General features: G+C 64.7%; 19 protein-coding genes. 10 read left to right on the forward strand and 9 right to left on the reverse strand.

Going from position 1 to position 19,153, the window contains the following annotated elements:
- Nucleotides 1–3 precede the first annotated feature (3 nt).
- Complete coding sequence (greA, locus tag AB3G31_RS05235) at nucleotides 4–480, forward strand: transcription elongation factor GreA (RefSeq protein ID WP_315238110.1); 477 nt, start codon at nucleotides 4–6, stop codon at nucleotides 478–480.
- Nucleotides 481–485: 5 nt separating this feature from the next.
- The gene (locus AB3G31_RS05240; protein ID WP_367849139.1) at nucleotides 486–899 is read left to right on the forward strand and encodes a DUF4149 domain-containing protein; all 414 of its coding nucleotides are present in this window, start codon (nucleotides 486–488) and stop codon (nucleotides 897–899) included.
- 1 nt (nucleotide 900) lies between these two features.
- Here the strand turns inward: AB3G31_RS05240 and AB3G31_RS05245 are convergent, their stop codons facing one another.
- Nucleotides 901–1,383 (reverse strand): YhbY family RNA-binding protein, encoded by a 483-nt coding sequence (locus tag AB3G31_RS05245; RefSeq protein ID WP_367849140.1) that lies wholly within the window; start codon nucleotides 1,381–1,383, stop codon nucleotides 901–903.
- A gap of 21 nt (nucleotides 1,384–1,404) precedes the next feature.
- On the opposite strand from AB3G31_RS05245, the gene AB3G31_RS05250 reads away from it, so the two are divergent.
- From AB3G31_RS05250 to AB3G31_RS05270, 5 genes are all read left to right on the forward strand, one after another.
- On the forward strand, nucleotides 1,405–2,124 hold the full coding sequence (locus AB3G31_RS05250) for an RlmE family RNA methyltransferase (RefSeq protein ID WP_367849141.1): 720 nt from the start codon (nucleotides 1,405–1,407) through the stop codon (nucleotides 2,122–2,124).
- Nucleotides 2,125–2,231: 107 nt separating this feature from the next.
- A complete protein-coding gene (gene ftsH / locus AB3G31_RS05255) occupies nucleotides 2,232–4,154 on the forward strand; it encodes an ATP-dependent zinc metalloprotease FtsH (RefSeq protein ID WP_367849142.1) in 1,923 nt (640 codons plus the stop codon).
- A gap of 67 nt (nucleotides 4,155–4,221) precedes the next feature.
- Nucleotides 4,222–5,079: a dihydropteroate synthase gene (gene folP, locus AB3G31_RS05260; RefSeq protein WP_367849143.1), complete on the forward strand. Its 858-nt coding sequence runs from the start codon at nucleotides 4,222–4,224 to the stop codon at nucleotides 5,077–5,079.
- Between the two features lie 100 nt (nucleotides 5,080–5,179).
- A complete protein-coding gene (gene glmM, locus AB3G31_RS05265) occupies nucleotides 5,180–6,535 on the forward strand; it encodes a phosphoglucosamine mutase (protein ID WP_367849144.1) in 1,356 nt (451 codons plus the stop codon).
- Nucleotides 6,536–6,644: 109 nt separating this feature from the next.
- Nucleotides 6,645–7,523: a GNAT family N-acetyltransferase gene (locus AB3G31_RS05270; protein WP_367849145.1), complete on the forward strand. Its 879-nt coding sequence runs from the start codon at nucleotides 6,645–6,647 to the stop codon at nucleotides 7,521–7,523.
- Here the strand turns inward: AB3G31_RS05270 and AB3G31_RS05275 are convergent.
- Entirely contained in the window at nucleotides 7,520–8,344 is an 825-nt protein-coding gene (locus tag AB3G31_RS05275) for a ScpA family protein (RefSeq protein ID WP_367849146.1), read from the reverse strand. The two genes, AB3G31_RS05270 and AB3G31_RS05275, sit on opposite strands and share 4 nt — an antisense overlap.
- A gap of 67 nt (nucleotides 8,345–8,411) precedes the next feature.
- Nucleotides 8,412–8,618, reverse strand: coding sequence for a DUF3460 family protein (locus AB3G31_RS05280; protein WP_367849147.1), 207 nt, complete (start codon nucleotides 8,616–8,618; stop codon nucleotides 8,412–8,414).
- Between the two features lie 69 nt (nucleotides 8,619–8,687).
- Here AB3G31_RS05280 and bamE point away from each other — a divergent pair, with 69 nt between their 5' ends.
- Entirely contained in the window at nucleotides 8,688–9,161 is a 474-nt protein-coding gene (gene bamE, locus AB3G31_RS05285) for an outer membrane protein assembly factor BamE (RefSeq protein ID WP_367849148.1), read from the forward strand.
- On the opposite strand, the gene AB3G31_RS05290 is transcribed toward bamE, so the two are convergent.
- Entirely contained in the window at nucleotides 9,158–10,072 is a 915-nt protein-coding gene (locus AB3G31_RS05290; RefSeq protein WP_367849149.1) for a LysR substrate-binding domain-containing protein, read from the reverse strand. The two genes, bamE and AB3G31_RS05290, sit on opposite strands and share 4 nt — an antisense overlap.
- A 98-nt stretch (nucleotides 10,073–10,170) precedes the next feature.
- Here AB3G31_RS05290 and AB3G31_RS05295 point away from each other — a divergent pair, with 98 nt between their 5' ends.
- A complete protein-coding gene (locus tag AB3G31_RS05295; protein ID WP_367849150.1) occupies nucleotides 10,171–11,358 on the forward strand; it encodes an MFS transporter in 1,188 nt (395 codons plus the stop codon).
- Here the strand turns inward: AB3G31_RS05295 and AB3G31_RS05300 are convergent.
- From AB3G31_RS05300 to AB3G31_RS05315, 4 genes are read right to left on the reverse strand one after another with little or no spacing between them, the layout of a single operon-like run.
- The gene (locus AB3G31_RS05300; protein ID WP_367849151.1) at nucleotides 11,331–12,983 is read right to left on the reverse strand and encodes a SulP family inorganic anion transporter; all 1,653 of its coding nucleotides are present in this window, start codon (nucleotides 12,981–12,983) and stop codon (nucleotides 11,331–11,333) included. The two genes, AB3G31_RS05295 and AB3G31_RS05300, sit on opposite strands and share 28 nt — an antisense overlap.
- Before the next feature lie 24 nt (nucleotides 12,984–13,007).
- Nucleotides 13,008–15,086 carry a methionine--tRNA ligase gene (gene metG, locus AB3G31_RS05305; RefSeq protein ID WP_367849152.1) on the reverse strand — a complete coding sequence of 693 codons (2,079 nt, stop codon included), beginning with the start codon at nucleotides 15,084–15,086 and terminating at the stop codon, nucleotides 13,008–13,010.
- Nucleotides 15,087–15,118: 32 nt separating this feature from the next.
- Nucleotides 15,119–16,354, reverse strand: coding sequence for a patatin-like phospholipase family protein (locus AB3G31_RS05310; protein WP_367849153.1), 1,236 nt, complete (start codon nucleotides 16,352–16,354; stop codon nucleotides 15,119–15,121).
- A gap of 7 nt (nucleotides 16,355–16,361) precedes the next feature.
- Nucleotides 16,362–17,819, reverse strand: coding sequence for a PLP-dependent aminotransferase family protein (locus AB3G31_RS05315; protein WP_367849154.1), 1,458 nt, complete (start codon nucleotides 17,817–17,819; stop codon nucleotides 16,362–16,364).
- A 136-nt stretch (nucleotides 17,820–17,955) separates the two neighbouring features.
- Between AB3G31_RS05315 and AB3G31_RS05320 the strand changes: the two genes are divergently transcribed.
- The gene (locus AB3G31_RS05320; RefSeq protein WP_367849155.1) at nucleotides 17,956–18,255 is read left to right on the forward strand and encodes a DUF2917 domain-containing protein; all 300 of its coding nucleotides are present in this window, start codon (nucleotides 17,956–17,958) and stop codon (nucleotides 18,253–18,255) included.
- Between the two features lies 1 nt (nucleotide 18,256).
- Here AB3G31_RS05320 and AB3G31_RS05325 read toward each other — a convergent pair whose 3' ends face one another.
- Nucleotides 18,257–19,141, reverse strand: coding sequence for a LysR family transcriptional regulator (locus AB3G31_RS05325; protein ID WP_367849156.1), 885 nt, complete (start codon nucleotides 19,139–19,141; stop codon nucleotides 18,257–18,259).
- Nucleotides 19,142–19,153: the final 12 nt, after the last annotated feature.

Genomic DNA, 19,153 nt, shown 5'->3' on the forward strand with positions numbered 1-19,153 from the left:
ACCATGTCTACCCTACCTATTACCAAACGCGGCGCAGAGTCCCTCAAAGCCGAATTGCACAAGCTCAAGACGGTGGAACGCCCCTGGGTGATCAACGCCATCTCTGAAGCCCGCGCCCAAGGCGATCTGAGCGAAAACGCCGAATACGAAGCCGCCAAGGACCGCCAGGGCTTCATCGAAGGCCGTATCCAGGAGGTCGAAGGCAAGTTGTCGGTGGCCCAGATCATCGACCCCGCCACGCTGGACGCCGGTGGCCGTGTGGTCTTTGGCGCTACCGTCGATCTGGAAGACGAAGACAGCGGCCAAGCCGTGCAGTACCAGATCGTGGGTGAAGACGAGGCCGACCTCAAGCTGGGCCGCGTCAACGTCTCCAGCCCGATTGCCCGTGCCCTGATCGGCAAGGAAGTGGGCGATACCGCCGAGGTGAATGCGCCCGGTGGCATCAAGCGCTACGAAGTCATGGCCGTCAGCTACATCTGATCACGATGCGCCAACGCCTGCCCGTGCTCTTGGCCGCCCTCTGGTGGGGCAGCCTGAGCACGCTGGGCTTCATGGTGGTGCCGATGCTGTTTGCGGTGCTGCCCACCCCGGCCATGGCCGGTGGCATGGCGGCCAAGCTGTTCACGGCGCAGACCTGGCTGTCCATGGCCTGCACGCTGATTCTGTTGATGTTTTCCAGGTCAAAACAGGGTCTTGTGCCGATAGCACAAGCGCAGGCAGCTACTATTTTTGTAGCATTTGGATTCTTGGCTGCGGTGTTGGTGGAATTTGCCATCTCGCCGCACATCGTGGCGCGGGAGAACTTGAAACTGTGGCACGGCCTGGGCAGTGCCTTGTACTTGCTGCAATGGCTAGCAGCGGGCGCGACACTGTGGAAAGTGTCGGCCCAACGCGCCTAGATCAGGTCTGGCTGCGTTTTTTCAGGCTGGTTTTGGGCTTCGGCTTGGCGCGTTTCACCGTGCCTCCAGCTGTCAGGCGCTGGTTGCCCAGCACGCGCAGCGTTTTCACTTCAGGGCGTTGGCCACCGCGGGTGCTGTGCTTGAGCACCTTGAAATCGCGTGGACCGGCCATGCGGTCTTCGTCCACCCGGCGCTCCTTGATGATTTCGGGTTGCGGGCGCCACAGCACCAGCAGTTTGCCGATGTGCTGGATGGGGGCCGCGCCAAGTTCGTCGGCCAGGGCCAGGAACATCGCTTCGCGGGCGACGCGGTCGTCCGAGAAAACGCGGACCTTGATCAGGCCGTGGGAATTCAACGCGAGGTTGATTTCTTTGGTGACAGCGGGGGTTAGGCCGTCGCTGCCCACCATCACCACAGGGTTTAAATGGTGGGCTTCGGCGCGGTGCACCTTGCGCTGGGCAGGGGTAAGTTGTATTTGAGACATGTGCGTATTATCAAGGCCAAGATGAAAGTTAAAACACAAAGTAAAAAAGTCAACAAGGCGTGGTTGAACGACCACGTCAACGACCCCTATGTCGTGTTGGCCAAACGCGAGGGCTACAGGGCCCGCGCGGCCTATAAATTGAAGGAAATTGACGAGACTTTCCACCTCATCAAGCCCGGCCATCTGGTGGTCGATCTGGGATCCACGCCTGGGGCCTGGTGCCAGTACGTGCGGCGCAAGCTGTCGCCCAAGACGGCGGCGGGCGGCGGTGCGGCGGTGGGTGCGCTCAATGGCAGCATCATCGCCATCGACCTGCTGCCCATGGAGCCGGTGGAAGGTGTGGTGTTTTTCCAGGGCGATTTTCGCGAAGACGAGATGCTGGGCAAATTGACCCAGGCCATGGACGGCCGACTGGCCGACGTGATTCTGTCGGACATGGCGCCCAACCTGTCGGGCATTCACGCCGCCGATGCCGCGCGCATCGAGGGTCTGGTCGAGCTGGCGGTGGATTTCTGCCAGGGCCACTTGAAACCGCAGGGCGCGCTGGTGGTCAAGCTGTTCCATGGTGGGGCCTACGACCCGCTGGTGAAGCTGTTCAAGCAGACCTTCCACCTGGTCAAGCCCATCAAGCCCAAAGCTTCGCGCGACAAATCGACCGAAACCTTTTTGGTTGGCGTGGGCTTGAAAAATGCAACCAAAACCGCACAAATAGAGCCTGAAAACAGCCCGGAAACGCCCTAAACCCTTGTTGGCGCAATGGCCGCCATAGTCAAGAATTGCCGTATGGGCACTTGAAACGCCTAAAATAGTACGCACTTACGTTGAAGTCTTTCCTACCGGAGCCTTGCTTGAAAAATCCGTGGTTTTCCAAAATTGCCGTCTGGCTCGTCATTGCGATGGTGCTATTCACGGTTTTCAAACAGTTCGACACCCGCGCGGGTGTGAGTTCTGGTTATGTGGGCTATTCGGACTTTTTGGACGAAGTACGCAGCAAACACATCAAATCCGTCACCATCCAGGAGGGCCAGGGCGGCACGGAGATTGTGGCCGTCACCAATGACGACCGCCGTATCCGCACCAATGCCACCTACCTCGACCGCGGCCTGGTGGGCGACCTGATCGCCAACAACATCAAGTTCGATGTCAAACCCCGCGAAGAAGGCTCCCTGCTCATGACCTTGTTGGTCAGCTGGGGCCCGATGCTGCTGTTGATCGGCGTGTGGGTGTACTTCATGCGCCAGATGCAGGGCGGCGGCAAGGGCGGTGCGTTCAGCTTCGGCAAGAGCAAAGCCCGCATGATGGACGAAAACAACAACGTCGTGACGTTTGCCGACGTGGCCGGTTGCGACGAAGCCAAGGAAGAAGTCAAGGAAGTCGTCGATTTCCTGAAAGACCCGGCCAAGTTCCAGAAGCTCGGCGGCCGTATTCCCCGCGGTCTGCTGCTGGTCGGCCCTCCTGGCACCGGTAAAACCCTGTTGGCCAAGAGCATTGCTGGCGAGGCCAAAGTGCCTTTCTTCAGCATCAGCGGCTCCGATTTCGTGGAAATGTTCGTTGGCGTGGGCGCTGCCCGGGTCCGCGACATGTTCGAGAATGCCAAAAAGAACGCACCCTGCATCATCTTTATCGATGAAATCGATGCCGTAGGCCGCCAACGCGGTGCCGGCCTGGGTGGTGGCAACGACGAGCGCGAACAAACCCTGAACCAGATGCTGGTCGAGATGGACGGTTTTGAAACCAACCTGGGCGTGATCGTGGTGGCTGCCACCAACCGCCCCGACATCCTGGACGCGGCTCTGCTGCGCCCCGGCCGTTTTGACCGCCAGGTTTATGTCACGCTGCCCGATATCCGGGGCCGTGAGCAGATTCTGGTTGTCCACATGCGCAAGATTCCGGTCAGCCAGGACGTGAACCCCAACGTGATTGCCCGCGGCACACCCGGCATGTCCGGTGCCGACTTGGCCAACCTGTGCAATGAAGCCGCGCTGATGGCGGCCCGCCGCAGTGCCCGCGTGGTGGAAATGCAAGACTTCGAGAAGGCCAAGGACAAGATCCTGATGGGCCCCGAGCGCAAGAGCATGGTCATGCCCGAGGAAGAGCGCCGCAACACGGCCTACCACGAGTCCGGCCACGCCCTGATCGGCAAGCTGCTGCCCAAGTGCGACCCGGTGCACAAGGTCACCGTGATCCCCCGTGGCCGCGCCCTGGGTGTCACCATGAGCCTGCCTGCCCAAGACCGCTACAGCTACGACAGCGAATACATGCTGAGCCAGATCAGCATGTTGTTCGGTGGCCGTATCGCCGAAGAAGTCTTCATGAACCAGATGACCACCGGTGCCAGCAACGACTTCGAGCGCGCCACCTCCATCGCCCGCGATATGGTGACCCGTTACGGTATGACCGATGCGCTGGGCCCCATGGTCTACGCCGAGAACGAAGGCGAAGTGTTCCTGGGCCGCTCGGTCACCAAGACCACCAACATGAGCGAGCAGACCATGCAAAAGGTCGACAGCGAAGTGCGCCGCATCATCGACCAGCAGTACGCCCTGGCGCGCAAGCTGATCGAAGACAACAGCGACAAGATGCACGCCATGGCCAAGGCCCTGCTCGAATGGGAAACCATCGACGTGGAGCAGATTGACGACATCATGGCCGGCCGCGAACCCCGTCCACCGAAAGACTGGACCCCCCGCACGCCCACTGGTGGCGGCAGCAACGGTGGCAGCGGTGGCGCCCCTGTGGTGGCGGTTGAGCCTGCACACACTGCTGCATAAATTGCAGTGATCTCGACAACGGGGCCTTTTGGGGCCCCGTTTCCGTTTTCCACCATTTCGCAACCCCATGCTCTGGCAAACCACCCGCTTTCGTATCGACCTGGCCCAGCCCCAGGTGATGGGCATCGTCAATGCCACCCCCGACTCCTTTTCCGACGGCGGGCGGCACGCCAGCACCGCGGCGGCCCTGGCGCACTGCGAGCAGTTGCTGCGCGACGGTGCCCACATCCTGGACATCGGCGCGGAATCCACCCGCCCCGGTGCCCAGCCGGTGCCGGTGGAGGAAGAACTGGCCCGTCTGCTGCCCGTGCTGCGGGCCGCCACCACGCTGGGCGTGCCGATTTCGGTGGACACCTACAAGCCCCAGGTCATGCGGGCCGCGCTGGACGCCGGAGCAGACATCCTCAACGACATCTGGGCCCTGCGCTGGACCGACCCGGCCCATCCGCTGGCCGCCACGGACGTCGTGGCGCAGCACCCGTCGTGCGGCGTGTGCCTGATGCACATGCACCGCGAGCCGCAAACCATGCAGGCCGAGCCCATGCAAGGCGACGTGGTGGCACAGGTGCTATTATTTTTAGAGCGGAATGTGCAGGCCCTATCAGCGCAAGGCATAGAAAAGACCCGCATCGTCCTGGACCCGGGCGTTGGCTTTGGCAAAACCGTGGCCCAAAACTTTGCCTTGTTGGCACGGCAGCAGGCGTTCCTGGCCCTGGGTTACCCGCTGCTGGTGGGGTGGTCGCGCAAATCATCGCTGGCGGGCATGGGCTCTATGCCCGGTTTGCCCCTGGGCCCTACCGAGCGCCTGGTGCCCAGCGTGGCTGCGGCCTTGTTGGCCGTGGAGCGGGGCGCACGCATCGTGCGGGTCCATGACGTGGCCGCAACCGCGCAAGCCCTCAAGGTGTGGGCTGCGGCGGGCGGGTAAGCTCAAGCATTTCTCAAAGATGCCGCATGCTGCGGTGTAATCTCCCACCGGCTTCTTCAGCGTGCGCTGTACAGGCCGTGTCTCTATAAAAAGGAAAACAATGTCCCGTCAATATTTCGGTACCGATGGCATCCGCGGCACCGTAGGCAAGCACCCCATTACCCCCGATTTCATTCTGCGCCTGGCCCATGCGGTCGGCCGCGTGCTCAAGCAAACCGAAGCCCGCCCCACGGTGCTGATCGGCAAAGACACCCGTATCTCTGGCTACATGCTGGAAAGCGCGCTGGAATCCGGCTTCAACTCCGCCGGTGTGGACGTGGTGCTGCTCGGCCCCCTGCCCACGCCGGGCGTGGCCTACCTCACCCGTGCGCAGCGCGCCAGCCTGGGCGTGGTTATCAGTGCCAGCCACAACCCATATCCAGACAACGGCATCAAGTTCTTCAGCGCCGAAGGGGCCAAGCTGCCCGATGCCTGGGAGCAGGCGGTCGAAGCCGCGCTGGAAACACCGCCCGTGTGGGCCGATTCCGCATCGCTTGGCAAAACCCGCCGCCTGGAGGACGCCTCCGGGCGCTACATCGAATTCTGCAAAAGCACCTTCCCCAATGCCCTAACGCTCAAGGGCGTGCGCATTGTGGTCGATGGTGCGCACGGCGCGGCCTACCAGATCGCGCCCAAGGTATTCCACGAGCTGGGTGCCGAAGTCATCGCCATCGGTTGTGCGCCCGACGGCATCAACATCAACGAAAACGTTGGCGCCACCCATCCCCAGGCGCTGGTCGATGCCGTCAAAGCCCACCGTGCCGACTTCGGCGTGGCGTTGGACGGCGATGCCGACCGCCTGCAAATGGTCGATGCCGATGGCCGCCTGTTCAACGGCGATGAAATTCTGTACCTGATGGTCAAGGAGCGCCTGTCACGGGGGGGTAAAAATGCCAGCAAACGCGCCGCCGATGCCGTACCCGGCGTGGTTGGCACGCTGATGACCAATATGGCCGTCGAACTGGCGTTGAAAGACAAGGGCGTGGAACTGGTCCGCGCCAAGGTGGGCGACCGCTACGTACTGGAAGAGCTGGAAAAGCGCGGCTGGTTGCTGGGCGGCGAAGGCTCCGGCCACCTGCTGGCGCTGGACAAGCACACCACCGGCGACGGCCTGGTCAGCGCCCTGCAGGTGCTGCAGGCCTGCGTGCGCACCCACCAGACCCTGGGCGAGCTGCTAGCCGACCTGACCCTGTTCCCGCAAACCCTGATCAACGTGCGCCTGCAGCCCGGCCAGGACTGGAAAGCCAATACCCAGCTCCCCCTGGCCACCCAAGCCGCCGAAGCCGAGCTCGGCAATAACGGCCGCGTACTGATCCGCGCCAGCGGCACCGAGCCGCTGGTCCGCGTGATGGTCGAGGCCCGGGATGCCGCCATGGCCAAGTCCTGCGCGGAGCGGATCGCGGCTACGCTGCGTTAATCCGCGCCGCAACGGGTCCCTGAAGGGGCCTGTCACACAACCGCCACGCAACCTACACACCCGCGTCACACCCGGGTTTCAGACTCTCTCCTACACACAGGAGAAGTCCATGAAAGAACTGCCCACCCCCACCTTCGCGCTGTCGCCTATTTCGCTGGTGTCGGCGTTCAACCCGGCCCATTTGCTGCGCGGGGCGCTGCACCGGCGCGACGAGCGGGTGGTGGCGCCCATCCCCCGCGTCGAGGCCCAGCCTGTGGCTGCTGTGGGCGGCATTGCCGTGTCCTGGGCGCGGCACCAGGACGAGGTGCGCGAAGCCCAGCGCCTGCGCTACCAGGTCTTTGCGGTCGAGATGGGCGCACGCCTGTCCACCCGGCTGCCCGGGCACGATGTGGATTTGTTTGACGATTTTTGCGAGCACCTGCTGGTGCGCGACGTGGCCAGCAACGCCGTGATCGGCACCTACCGGGTGCTGACCCCGGTGCAGGCCCGGCGCGTGGGCAGCACCTACAGCGATATGGAATTTGACCTGGTGCGCCTGCGCAACCTGCGCAGCCGCATGGTGGAGCTGGGCCGCAGCTGCGTGCACGCCGACCACCGCCACGGCGGCGTGATTCTGGCCCTGTGGGGCGCGCTGGCCGAGTTCATGCAGCGCAACCAGCTCGACACCATGGTGGGCTGCGCCAGCATCCCCATGCTGCACAACGGCGTGGTGGGCGGTGACGCGGCGGCCAGCATCTGGCACCAGTTGCAAAAAACCCACATGGCCCCGATCGAATACCACGTGCAGCCCCGCCTGCCGCTGCCGATTGAGCAGTTCGACAGCACGCTGGCCATCGAGCCACCGGCCTTGATCAAGGGCTATTTGCGCCTGGGCGCCAAGGTGCTGGGCGCGCCCGCCTGGGACCCGGATTTCAACACCGCCGACCTGCCCATGCTGCTGCGCATTACCGATCTACCCGCCCGCTACCGCAAGCACTTTGGCGGCTAAGCGACCGAGACGGGGGAGTAGGCCAGGCGCACATAGATCGGTGCAAAGGCTTCCGCCTGGACGATCTCCACCAGCGTCTCCTTGGCCAGCTCCAGCAGGGCGATGAAGGTCACCACCAGCACCGACATGCCCTTGGCGGCATCGAACAGCTCTTCAAACTCCACAAACTTGCGGCCTTGCAGGGTCTTGAGCAGGTAGCTCATGTGCTCGCGCACCGACAGCTCCTCGCGGGTGATGGTGTGGTGCTGGATGAGTTTGGCGCGGCGCAGAATGTCGCGCCAGGCCTCTTGCAGGTCGGCCACGTGCACCTCGGGCAGCCGCGGCTGCAGCGCCTGCTCGATGAACACCTGGGCCTTGAGAAAGTCGCGGCCAAACTGGGGCAGGGCGTTGAGCCGGGCTGCTGCCAGCTTGATCTGCTCGTATTCCAGCAGGCGGCGCACCAGGGCGGCGCGCGGGTCTTCGGCCTCCTCGCCCTCGGCGGCCTTTTTGGGCGGTAGCAGCATGCGCGACTTGATCTCGATCAGCATCGCCGCCATCAGCAGGTAGTCGGCCGCCAGCTCCAGATTGCGGCTGCGGATCTCGTCCACGTACACCAAGTACTGGCGCGTCAGGGCCGCCATGGGGATGTCGAGGATGTTGAAGTTTTGCCGCCGTATCAGGTACAGCAGCAGGTCCAGCGGGCCCTCGAAAGCGTCGAGAAACACCTCCAGCGCATCCGGCGGGATGTACAGATCCACCGGCATGGCAAACATCGGCTCGCCATACAGGCGGGCCCGTGCCACCGGATCCAGAACCTCGGAAAGTGCCAGCGCTTCAACCACTGCGGTTGCTATAAATTAAATAGCTTGTCGTGCTGATGGAATGGGCGCTAACTGCCAATTTGGCTACTTATTTGTTGTTGGTCTGGTAGACGTACGGGTTTTGTGCCACGCGGCCTTCGCGGTACTCTTCCTGGGCGCTACGGTCTACCTTTGGCTCCCACAGCAGGGCACGGCCCGCCAGTTGCTCGGCTTCGAGCGTGGGCCGCTTCTCTTTCAGTTGCTCGATGAACTGGGTGGTTTCGGATGTGTAATCGGGACGGCGAAAGATGGACATAGACTGGACCTTTGGTTTGGCTTGATTTTACGGGGGCAGCAAGCGATGTTGAAAAGATGGGCAGGTTTAATGGGTTTCGTAGGTGTCGTGCTGGCTTTGGCGGCCTGCGACCCGCAGCGCATTGACAAATTGGAAGAGGGCGTGGCCACCGAGGCCGATGTGCGGGCCCAGTTTGGCGAGCCCGAGAAAATCTGGGACGCCCCTGAAGGGGGCCGCACCTTCGAATACAACCGCCAGCCTGCGGGCCATGTGAACTACATGATCACCATCGGCGCAGATGGCAAGATGAGCGCCCTGCGCCAGGTGCTGACCCCGCAAAATTTCGCCAAGGTCCAGCCCGGCATGGCGATGGAAGACGTGCGCAAGATGCTGGGCAAGCCGATGAAAGTCACGCCCTTTCAGCTGAAGAAAGAGGTGGACTACGACTGGCGGTATCTGGAGCCGCCCAACACCTCCAAGGTCTTCACCGTGGTGTTCGACCCCGATTACCGGGTGCTGCGCACCCTGTCCGTGCCCGACCCCGAGGCCGAACACAACCGCTAGCCGGGCGTGAAATGGGCCGCCACGTAGTCCAGAAAGCAGGCGATGCGCGACACCAGCGCGGTGTTGCGGTAGTACACGGCGTGGATGGGCTGGCGCACTTCCACCGTGGCGCCGGGCAGCAACTGCACCAGATCGCCGCGCGCGCGGTCGCCCTCGGTCATGAAATCGGCCAAACACACCACACCCGCGCCCGCCAGGGCCAGTTGCCGCAGGCTCTCGCCGCTGGAGGCGCGCAGCGAGGGTGCAATCACCAGTCGGTCGCCTGTGGGGTTGCCTGATGGGTTGCCTGATGTGGTGCGTAAAGGCCAGGCGTTCAGGCTGTCGGGCTGGGTAAAGCCCAGCAGGCTGAGTTTTTCCAGGTCTTCCACCGTGCGGGGCCGTCCCGCCGCCTTCAGGTAGGCCGGGCTGGCCAGCACGCGCAGCAGGCAGCTGCCCAGGGCGCGGGCGTGCAGGCTGGAGTCGACCAGGGGGCCGATGCGGATCGCCACGTCGGTGCGGTGCTCCAGCAGGTCGATGATCTGGTCGCTGCTGTTGAGCTCCAGCGTGATGTCCGGGTAGGCCGCCCGAAAGCCCGCCACCAGCGGCACCAGTACATGCAACAGGAAGGGCGACGCGGCGTTGACCCGCAAGCGCCCGGCGGGCCGGTTGCGGCGCAGGGCCATCTGCTCCTCGGCCTGCTCCACCGCGCCCAGGATCTTGCGGGCCTGGGCCAGAAATACGGCGCCTTCCTCGGTGAGCTCCAGGCGGCGGGTGGTGCGGCGCAGCAGGGTCACGTCCAGCTTTTTCTCCAGGCGGCCCAGCGAGCGGCTGATGGCCGACACGGTTTGGCCTAGGTGATCGGCGGCTGCGGTGATGGAGCCCGCGTCAATCACGGTGGCAAAGGCCTGCAGTTCGTCCAGTGTGGTTTTCATTCTTGAATCATAAGCAAGTATCTTGTGCCGATATAGCGCTTTTTCTGCAAAGGTAAGTCACCCAGAATCCAGGCTTCTGTGACTATTTGAGGTGCTTTATGCCACTTGCCTTGCTTGCGCTGACCATCAGCGCCTTTGCCATCGGCACGACCGAGTTCGTGATCGTCGGCCTGATTCCCACTATGGCCGCCGACCTGGGGGTCAGCATTCCTTCCGCGGGCCTGCTGGTCAGCCTGTACGCGCTGGGCGTGGCCGTCGGCGCGCCGGTACTGACGGCAATGACCGGCAAAGTGCCGCGCAAGATGCTGCTGCTGGGCCTGATGCTGCTGTTCACCATCGGCAACCTGGTGGCCTGGCAGGCCCCGGGCTACACCGCGCTGGTGGTGGCGCGGGTGCTGACGGGCCTGGCCCACGGCGTGTTCTTTTCGATCGGCTCCACCATCGCCACCAGCCTGGTGCCCAAGGACAAAGCCGCCAGCGCGATTGCAACCATGTTCTCGGGCCTCACTGTGGCCCTGGTCACTGGCGTGCCGTTGGGCACCTTCATCGGTCAGCACTTTGGCTGGCGTGCCACATTTTTGGCGGTGGCCGCGCTGGGTGTGGTGGCGATGCTGATCAGCCTGGTCTTCATACCGTCCACTCTGAAGCACAGCAAGCCCGCCAGCGTGCTGCAGCAGCTGCAGGTGCTTCAACAGCCGCGCCTGCTGCTGGTCTACGCCATGACGGCGGTGGGCTATGGCGGCTCGTTTATCGCCTTTACCTATCTGGCACCCATCCTGCAGGAGCTGTCGGGCTTTGGCACCACTGCGGTCAGCGCGGTGCTGATGGTCTACGGCGTATCGGTGGCGTTTGGCAACATCTGGGGTGGCCAACTGGCCGACCGGCGCGGCCCGATCAGCGCCTTGAAAATCCTGTTCCTGGGCCTGGCCGCCGTGCTGTTCGTGCTGTCGCTCACCGCCTCCAGCCCCTGGTTGGCCGTGGCCACCGTGCTGGTGTGGGGCGCATTTGCCTTTGGCAATGTGCCGGGCTTGCAGGTCTATGTGGTGCAGCAAGCCCAGCGGGTTGCGCCGCACGCGGTAGACGTGGCCTCGGGCCTGAACATCGCGGCCTTCAACCTGGGCATTGCCGGGGGCGCCTGGGGCGGCGGCTGGGTCGTGACCCACCTGGGCCTGGCCCATACCCCCTGGATTGGCGGCCTGGTGGTGCTGGGGGCCGTGGCCCTGACGGCCTGGAGCGGCAGCCTGGACCGGGCCCGCACTCAGAGCGCAGCCGCTGCGCTGGTCTGAAAGTCTTTGAGCCGGCCCGCAAAGCCCGAGCGCTCCATCAGCGCCCGGGGCTGGTCGTTCAGGTCGTTGATGTAGAGCTGGCCGCCCCGGTGCACGATGGCTTTGAACAGCTGTTCCAGCGCGTCCAGCCCGCTGGCATCCAGCGAAATCAGCTGGGACGCGTCCAGCACCACGCGGGTGCCGTGGTGGCGGCTTTCCACGGCCTGCACGATGGGGTCGATCTTGGCCACCGCCCCGAAGAACAGCGCGCCGTACAGCTTGTAGACCAGCGCGCCATCGCCCTCGGCCACTGCGTCCACATGGAACAGCGTGCTCATGCGGCGGATGAAGAAAGCGCAGGCCAGCAGCATGCCCACCTCCACCGCCACCGTCAGGTCGAACACCACGGTGAGGAAGAACGTGCCCAGCAACAGCATGCGGTAGTGGTTGCTGAACTGCCGCAGGCGCACAAACTCATGCCATTCGCCCATGTTCCAGGCCACAAACAGCAAGATGCCCGCCAGCACCGCCAGCGGGATGTACAGCGCCAGCGGCGCGGCCACCAGCACCACGGCGGCCAGCACCACGGCGTGCACGATGCCGGCGATGGGAGAGGTGGCCCCGGAGCGGATATTGGTCACGGTGCGGGCAATCGTGCCGGTGGCGGGCATGCCGCCAAAGAAGGCCACGGTGAAGTTGGCCAGACCTTGCGCCATCAGCTCCTGGTTGGGGTCGTGCTTCGTGTGGTGCGGGTCGCTGGCGAGCTGGTCGGCCACGCGGGCGCAGAGCAGCGACTCCACCGCGCCCAGCAGGGCGATGGTCAGCGTGGGCGTGACCAGCAGGCGCACCGTGTCCCAGCTGAAGGCGGGCAGTTCGAACGCGGGCAGGCCGCTGGGGATGCTGCCAAACCGGGTGCCCAGCGTTTCCACCGGCAGGTCCAGGGCCCAGGCCAGCAGCGACAGCGTGACCAGCGCCACGATGGGGCCCGGCACCCGTGCAAAGGTGCGCACCGAGCGGCCCTCCAGCAGGCGGATCAGCGGCGAGCCCTGCACAAACACCTTGGGCCACACAAACAGCCCTAGCACGCACATTGCCCCCAGCGCCAGGGCAAAGAAATTCAGCGTGTGGATGTGCCCGGCAATGGCTTTGATCTGCGAAAAGAAGTCGCCCGGCATCTTGGCGATCTCCAGCCCCAGCAGGTCTTTCACCTGCGACAACCCGATCAGCACCGCGATGCCGTTGGTAAAGCCAATGACGATGCTCACCGGCACGTAGCGCACCAGCGTGCCCAGCTTGAACAGGCCCAGCGCAAACAGCAGCACGCCTGCGCAGGCGGTAGAAATCAGCAGGTTTGCCACGCCGTAGCGCTCGACAATGCCGTAGACGATGACGATGAAGGCCCCCGCCGGGCCGCCGATCTGTGCCGTGGTGCCGCCCAGCGCCGAAATGATGCAGCCGGCGATGATGGCCGTCCACAGCCCAGCCTCGGGCTTGAGGCCGCTGGCAATCGCAAACGCCATGGCCAGCGGCAGGGCGACGATGCCCACCGTGAGCCCGGAGCCCACATCCTTGCCCAACCTCTCCCGGTTGTAGCCCTGCAATGCATCAAGCAGGCGGGGGTGGAAGCGGGCGAGGGGCGAGGTCATGGCATGGGCATGGCGTAGAGGTCGTTAGCCGATGCGCATACCGGGTTGCGCGCCGGGGAAGGGCTCCAGCACGTAGATGCCCGGCTGGGCCTTTTCGTCGGCGTGGCTGGCGGCCAGCACCATGCCTTCGCTGAGGCCGAATTTCATCTTGCGCGGGGCGAGGTTGGCCACCATGACGGTGAGTTTGCCTATGAGTTGGTCTGGCTGGTAGTGTGCTGCGATACCGCTGAACACGTTACGGGTCGAACCCTCGCCCACGTCCAGCGTCAGGCGCAGCAGCTTGGTGGAGCCGTCCACCGCTTCGCAGTTCAGGATCTTGGCGATGCGCAGGTCGATCTTGGCGAAGTCGTCGATGGCGATGACGGGCGCAATCGCCTCACCGCCGGGCACTACAGTTTCTGTAGCTGCTTGCGCTGATTCTGCGGGCGCTGGGGGCTCAAACAATGCATCCAATTGCTTGACGTCCACGCGCTGCATCAGGTGCTTGTAGTCGCCAATGGTGTGGCCCGCGCCCAGCAGGGCGTCGGCGTCGGCAAAGCACAGGGGGGCGACGTTCAAAAACGCTTCCACCTGGGCCGCCAGCGCGGGCAGCACGGGCTTGAGGTAGATGGTCAGCAGGCGGAAGGCTTCGATGCAGGTGCTGCACACGTCTTGTAGGCGCGCGTCGGCACCTTCTAGCTTGGCCAGTTCCCAGGGCTTGTTGGCATCCACGTAGGCATTCACGCGGTCGGTGAGCAACATGGTTTCGCGCAGGGCCTTGGCGTATTCGCGCTGCTCGTACAAACTGGAAATGCTCTCTTTTTGAGAGCTTATTGCGCTTATCAGATCAGCGCTGGAGGCCGATAAGGCACTTAACTTGCCAGCAAAGCGCTTGGCCAGAAAACCAGCGGCCCGGCTGGCGATGTTTACGTACTTGCCGATCAGGTCGCTGTTCACCCGGGCCATGAAGTCGTCGGCGTTGAAGTCGATGTCTTCGTTGCGGGCAGACAGCTTGGCGGCGATGTAGTAGCGCAGCCACTCGGGGTTCATGCCCAGGCCCAGGTATTTGAGCGGGTCCAGGCCGGTGCCGCGGCTCTTGCTCATCTTTTCGCCGTTGTTCACGGTCAAAAAGCCGTGCACAAAGATCGAATCCGGCGTCTTGCGGCCGCTGAACTTCAGCATCGCGGGCCAAAACAGGGTGTGGAAGGTGACGATGTCCTTGCCGATGAAGTGGTACTGCTCCAGCGCAGGGTTGGCCATGTAGGCCTCGAAGTCTTCGCCGCGTTTGTCGAGCAGGTTTTTCAGCGATGCCAGGTAGCCCACGGGCGCGTCCAGCCACACATAGAAGTATTTGCCGGGCGCGTCAGGGATCTCGATGCCGAAGTAGGGCGCGTCGCGGCTGATGTCCCAGTCGCCCAGGCCTTCACTGGTGCTGCCGTCCGGGTTGGTGCGCACGGTGAACCATTCCTTGACCTTGTTGGCCACCTCGGGCTGCAGGCGGCCGTCTTGCGTCCAGCCCTCCAAAAACTCCACGCAGCGCGGGTCGGACAGCTGGAAGAACAGGTGCTCCGAGCTCTTCAGTTCGGGCGTGGCACCGGACAGGGTCGAGGTGGGATTGATCAGGTCGGTAGGCGCGTAGACCGAGCCGCAGACCTCGCAGTTGTCGCCGTACTGGTCCTTGGCATGGCACTTGGGGCACTCGCCCTTGATGAAGCGGTCCGGCAGGAACATGTTCTTGGCGGGGTCGAAGAACTGCTCGATCACCTTGCTGGAGATCAGGCCGTTGGCCTTCAGGTCGCGGTAGATCTGTTGCGCCAGCGCGTGGTTTTCCGGCGCGTCGGTGCTGTGCCAGTTGTCGAAGGCAATGTGGAAGCCGTCCAGATACGGCTTGCGCCCGGCGGCGATGTTGGCCACGAACTGCTGGGGCGTGACGCCGGCCTTTTCAGCCGCAATCATGATGGGCGCGCCGTGCGTGTCGTCGGCCCCGACAAAGTTCACATGGTTGCCCTGCATGCGTTGGTGCCGCACCCAGATGTCGGCCTGGATGTACTCCATGATGTGGCCGATGTGGAAATTGCCATTGGCGTAGGGCAGGGCGGTGGTGACGAAGAGTTGGCGTGGCATGGGGGAGCGGGCTTTCAGAACAGCCTTCGATTTTAGTCTGGCAGTTCAGGATCAACCCAGCCAAAAAACCGGCATACCTCCGCCCGTTGCGCTTGCGCATCGGCGTAGCCCAGGGCCATCAGTTCGCGGGTGAAACTGGCCTCGAACAGCAGGTAGCTGGCCAGGGCCGCACCCTTGGCGGCATCGGTGCGGGGGGCACCGCCCAGGCCGCCAAGCAGGGTGCGGATGGTGGGCGGCAGGTGTTGTACGTGGCGGGCGGCAATGGTGTCGATGCGCTCCGACGGGGCGATCAGCAGCAGATCGACCGGGCGCAGCGGGCTGTTGTGGCGCAACTCGGGCGGTATCAGGGCTAGCGTGGTGTTGATGCGGCGCACCCGCTCCACGTCCACCGCCAGTGCGTCCAGAAAGATGCTGGACAGTGCGTGGCCCGCGATCTGCGCCAGCGAGGGGTAGCTGTCTGCCGCCAGGGTCGGGGCTTCGCCCTTGGGCTCCACCATGCGCCCCGCGCCGACCACCAGGACCTTTGTAGCGCCTAAATGGATAGCGGCGGCCACCGGGGCCGATTGCCGCATGGAGCCGTCGCCAAAGTACTCCTGGTGGCCGTTCAAGGCCAGCGGCATGGCCGGAAACACGAAGGGAATGGCCGACGAGGCCAGCAGATGGTCCAGCGTGAGCGGCTGGCGCAGCCCCTGGCGCTGGGACCGGGTCCAGGGCAGCAGGGATGCGCTGCCCTGGAAAAAGGTCAAGTGTTCGCCCGAACTGTAGCTGGACGCGGTGACTGCCAGCGCCTGCACATGGCCTTGCTGGATGAGGCCGGGCAGGCGCTCCAGCGGCACCAGGTGCGCCAACAGCTCGCGCAGCGGGCGGTTGTCCAGCAGCGAGCGGGGTTGCACCTTGCGCCACTTGGCCAGCATCCAGCCCATCGACAGCAGGGTGAGCCAGCGTGCGCCGCTGCGCATCACACCGATGGGGTCGGTGCGGTAAACCTGCCCGGCTTCCATGTTTTGCCACAGGCCCACCATGCGCCGCACCGCGGTGTCGAAGTCGTCCGCCCCGCAGGCCAGGGCGGCGGCGTTCAGCGCGCCCGCCGAGGTGCCGGTGATGATGGGAAAGGGGTTGCCCGTACCTCCGGCCCCGCAGGCCAGGCGCAGGTCGGCAATGGCCTCGAGCACGCCCACCTGGTAGGCCGCGCGGGCACCGCCGCCGGTGAGCAACAGGGCGACAGGGGCTGCGGTAGGGGGTGCGGTAGGGAGTGGTGCGTCTGCCATGGTGGCCTTATGCAAGCGGGCCACCGCGCTGGCGCAGTTGCTCCAGGGTGGTGGCCAGCCAGGCCAGCATGCCGGGGTCCTGGCTGGTGGCGATGTTGATGCCCATCCACGGGCTGGGGGTTTGCCGCATCGAAAACAGCGCGCCCGGGCGCAGCAGGTAGCCCGCCTCCAGGCCCAGGGCGGCCAGGTGGTTGGTGTCTACCCCGGTGTTAAACCAGCCCAGGAAACCGGCCTGCGGCTGGCAAAAGGCCTGCAGCCCCAGGTCCTGCATGCGTTTGAAGGCGGGCTCGCGCAGGCTGTCCAGGGTGGCGTGCACCCGCTGGCAGTGCTTGCGGTAGCTGCCCTCGGTCAGGGCTTTGTAGACGATGCGTTCGTTGATCTCGGGGGTGGTCAGCGCGGTCAGCAGCTTGTGGGTGGTCAGGGTGTCCACCAGCTCGGCCGGGCCCGCCAGGTAGCCCACGCGGATATTGGGCGCGAGCATCTTGGAATAGCTGTTCACGTAGACCACCCGGCGCAGCTGGTCCAGGCTGGCCAACCGCGTCACGGCCATGCCCTGGGGCAGAAAGTCGGAATAGATGTCGTCTTCGATGACCAGGATGTCATGGGCCTCGGCCAGCCGCAGGATCTGGTAGGCCGTGGCGGCGCTCAACAGGGTGCCGGTGGGGTTGTGCAGCACGGGGTTGAGGAACATCAACTTGGGTTTGTGCTGCTCCACCAGCGCGGTGAGGGCCTGCACGTCCAGCCCTTGCGGCGTGTAGGGCACGCCCACCACCTCCACGCCTTGCAGCCACAGCAGCGGGTTGCACCAGCCGGGCTCCCCCACCAGCACGGTGTCGCCCGGGCGCAGCAGCATGCGAAAAACCAGGTCGATAGCCTGGGCCGCACCGGTGGTGGTGAGGATTTGCGACGGATGGGCTTCAATGTCCCGCTCGGCCAGGGTGCGCTGGATTTGCGCCCGCAACGGGGCATAGCCCTGGGCCGAAGCGCCCTGCGCCAGCTGCTGGCTGGTGCTGTGGTTGGCCAGCGCCCGCAGGCCCAGTTTGAGCAGGTCGCCACCGCACAAGTCGGGCGGCAGATAGCCCGAGCCCGGCGACAGGTGGGCCGGGATGCCGCTGGTCATGTTGCGCACCATCCAGCCCATATTGATGGCCGGCTGCGGTTTGGCGCGTGCGGGGGCCGACCGGGCGCGCGTGCTGGCGGGGGCCGCCGCTTCGCGCACAAAGAACCCCGCACCCCGCCGCGCCAGCAGGTGCCCTCGCGCCACCAGCCGCTCGTAGGCGGCCACTACGGTAAAGCGCGACACCCCGCGCTCCTGCGCCAGCTCCCGCACCGAGGGCATGCGCATGCCGGGGCGAAACACCTGCTGCTGGATACGCTGCTCGGCCCACTGCACCAGCTGGTCGACCAGGGTGGTCTGCGCGCCCAGGGTGGCGCTGTGGTCGGCCGGGAGCGTGGTGGTGGACATGGACTGTATTGGTGGCATTAGCAGGCCAGTGGCGGTATCTATTTGGTTAACTGTATTGGTACTGTACAGGTGACAAGATTACAGTGAATGCCACTCCACCGCAAGCCGTGGTGGGGGAATTTTGTAGGAGATGGCCATGGTCAGAATTGAACATTTCGAACTGCGCACACCGGACGTGGTGGCGCTGCGTTTGCCCGCCGGTGCGGTGGTTCGCGTGGGCACCGGCCGCCTGTGGTTGACGCAGGAAGGCCGCAGCGAAGACGTGTGGCTGCAGGCCCACGGCAGCTGGACCGCGCCGCAGGCGGTCAGTGTGCGGCTGAGCGCCGAGCCGTCGGTGGATTTTCAGATTGCGCAGCCCGCTGCGGTGCGCCGGGCCCCCCGCATCCGGCTGACCCGGCCGGGGCTGGACATGGCCGGGGCAGTGGGCGCCGCCTGACTTACGGTTTGCCCGGCAGCAGCCGCTGCACCAGCGGGTGCTGCACCTTCTTTTCGGTGCCAATCGCGTAGAAGCGCTCTTCCACCCCGTCGCAGGGGGCGATGTACGCCACGCCGTAGCGGGCGGTGAGTTGCTCGTGCACCCATTCGGCGGCGGCAAACACGCCCATGCCGCCCGCGCCAAACGTGACCAGCAAGGCGCTGTCTTCAAATTCGCCCACGATGTTGGGTTTGACCCCCACCCGTTCAAACCACTGGTCCAACCGGGGCCGCACCGCCGCGTGGGTGGTGGGCAGCAGCACGGGCACGCGGGCCAGCGAGCGGGGGAAGTCCTGCTGCACCGCCTCGGCCAAGTGCGGCGGGGCGTACCAGGCCATGGGCGAGGACCCCAGCGAGTGGCTATACACCTTGATATTCGGGTTGGGGGCGGCGGGGCGGTCGGCCAGCACCACGTCCAGCCGGTGCAGGGCCAGGTCGCCCAGCAAGTCGTCGAACTCGTCTTCGTGGCAGAGCAGGCGCAGGTGCGGCTCGGGCATCACCGGTTGCAGCAGGCGGTGCACCACCAGCTTGGGCAGGCCCTCCGAGATGCCCACCGCCAGCCGCACCGACGGCGCGCTGATGGCATCGCGCACCACGCTGGGCAGCTCTTCGCCCAGCTGGAAGATCAAATCGGCCTGGCGCATGGCGGCCACCCCGGCTTCGGTCAGCACCAGGCCGCGGCCCACGGGTTTGAGCAGGGTCACACCCAGCGAGCGCTCGAGTTCGCGCACCTGGGTGCTCACGGTTTGCACCGCCATGCCTAAGCGGTCGGCGGCGCGGGCCATGCCACCCTCGCGGGCAACGACCCAGAAGTAATGCAGGTGGCGGTAGCTGAAGGCTTCGGTCATTGTCAACTTTTA

The sequence above is a fragment of the Rhodoferax sp. WC2427 genome, from assembly GCF_040822085.1.
GTDB lineage: Bacteria > Pseudomonadota > Gammaproteobacteria > Burkholderiales > Burkholderiaceae_C > Rhodoferax_B.

Excerpts from the sequence above, each read along its gene's own strand:
- greA (WP_315238110.1), top strand. The coding sequence starts at position 4 with ATGTCTACCCTACCTATTACCAAACGCGGCGCAGAGTCCCTCAAAGCC.
- AB3G31_RS05240 (WP_367849139.1), top strand. The coding sequence starts at position 486 with ATGCGCCAACGCCTGCCCGTGCTCTTGGCCGCCCTCTGGTGGGGCAGC.
- AB3G31_RS05245 (WP_367849140.1), bottom strand. The coding sequence starts at position 1,383 with ATGTCTCAAATACAACTTACCCCTGCCCAGCGCAAGGTGCACCGCGCC.
- AB3G31_RS05250 (WP_367849141.1), top strand. The coding sequence starts at position 1,405 with ATGAAAGTTAAAACACAAAGTAAAAAAGTCAACAAGGCGTGGTTGAAC.
- folP (WP_367849143.1), top strand. The coding sequence starts at position 4,222 with ATGCTCTGGCAAACCACCCGCTTTCGTATCGACCTGGCCCAGCCCCAG.
- glmM (WP_367849144.1), top strand. The coding sequence starts at position 5,180 with ATGTCCCGTCAATATTTCGGTACCGATGGCATCCGCGGCACCGTAGGC.
- AB3G31_RS05270 (WP_367849145.1), top strand. The coding sequence starts at position 6,645 with ATGAAAGAACTGCCCACCCCCACCTTCGCGCTGTCGCCTATTTCGCTG.
- AB3G31_RS05280 (WP_367849147.1), bottom strand. The coding sequence starts at position 8,618 with ATGTCCATCTTTCGCCGTCCCGATTACACATCCGAAACCACCCAGTTC.
- bamE (WP_367849148.1), top strand. The coding sequence starts at position 8,688 with ATGGGTTTCGTAGGTGTCGTGCTGGCTTTGGCGGCCTGCGACCCGCAG.
- AB3G31_RS05290 (WP_367849149.1), bottom strand. The coding sequence starts at position 10,072 with ATGAAAACCACACTGGACGAACTGCAGGCCTTTGCCACCGTGATTGAC.
- AB3G31_RS05295 (WP_367849150.1), top strand. The coding sequence starts at position 10,171 with ATGCCACTTGCCTTGCTTGCGCTGACCATCAGCGCCTTTGCCATCGGC.
- AB3G31_RS05300 (WP_367849151.1), bottom strand. The coding sequence starts at position 12,983 with ATGACCTCGCCCCTCGCCCGCTTCCACCCCCGCCTGCTTGATGCATTG.
- metG (WP_367849152.1), bottom strand. The coding sequence starts at position 15,086 with ATGCCACGCCAACTCTTCGTCACCACCGCCCTGCCCTACGCCAATGGC.
- AB3G31_RS05310 (WP_367849153.1), bottom strand. The coding sequence starts at position 16,354 with ATGGCAGACGCACCACTCCCTACCGCACCCCCTACCGCAGCCCCTGTC.
- AB3G31_RS05315 (WP_367849154.1), bottom strand. The coding sequence starts at position 17,819 with ATGTCCACCACCACGCTCCCGGCCGACCACAGCGCCACCCTGGGCGCG.
- AB3G31_RS05320 (WP_367849155.1), top strand. The coding sequence starts at position 17,956 with ATGGTCAGAATTGAACATTTCGAACTGCGCACACCGGACGTGGTGGCG.
- AB3G31_RS05325 (WP_367849156.1), bottom strand. The coding sequence starts at position 19,141 with ATGACCGAAGCCTTCAGCTACCGCCACCTGCATTACTTCTGGGTCGTT.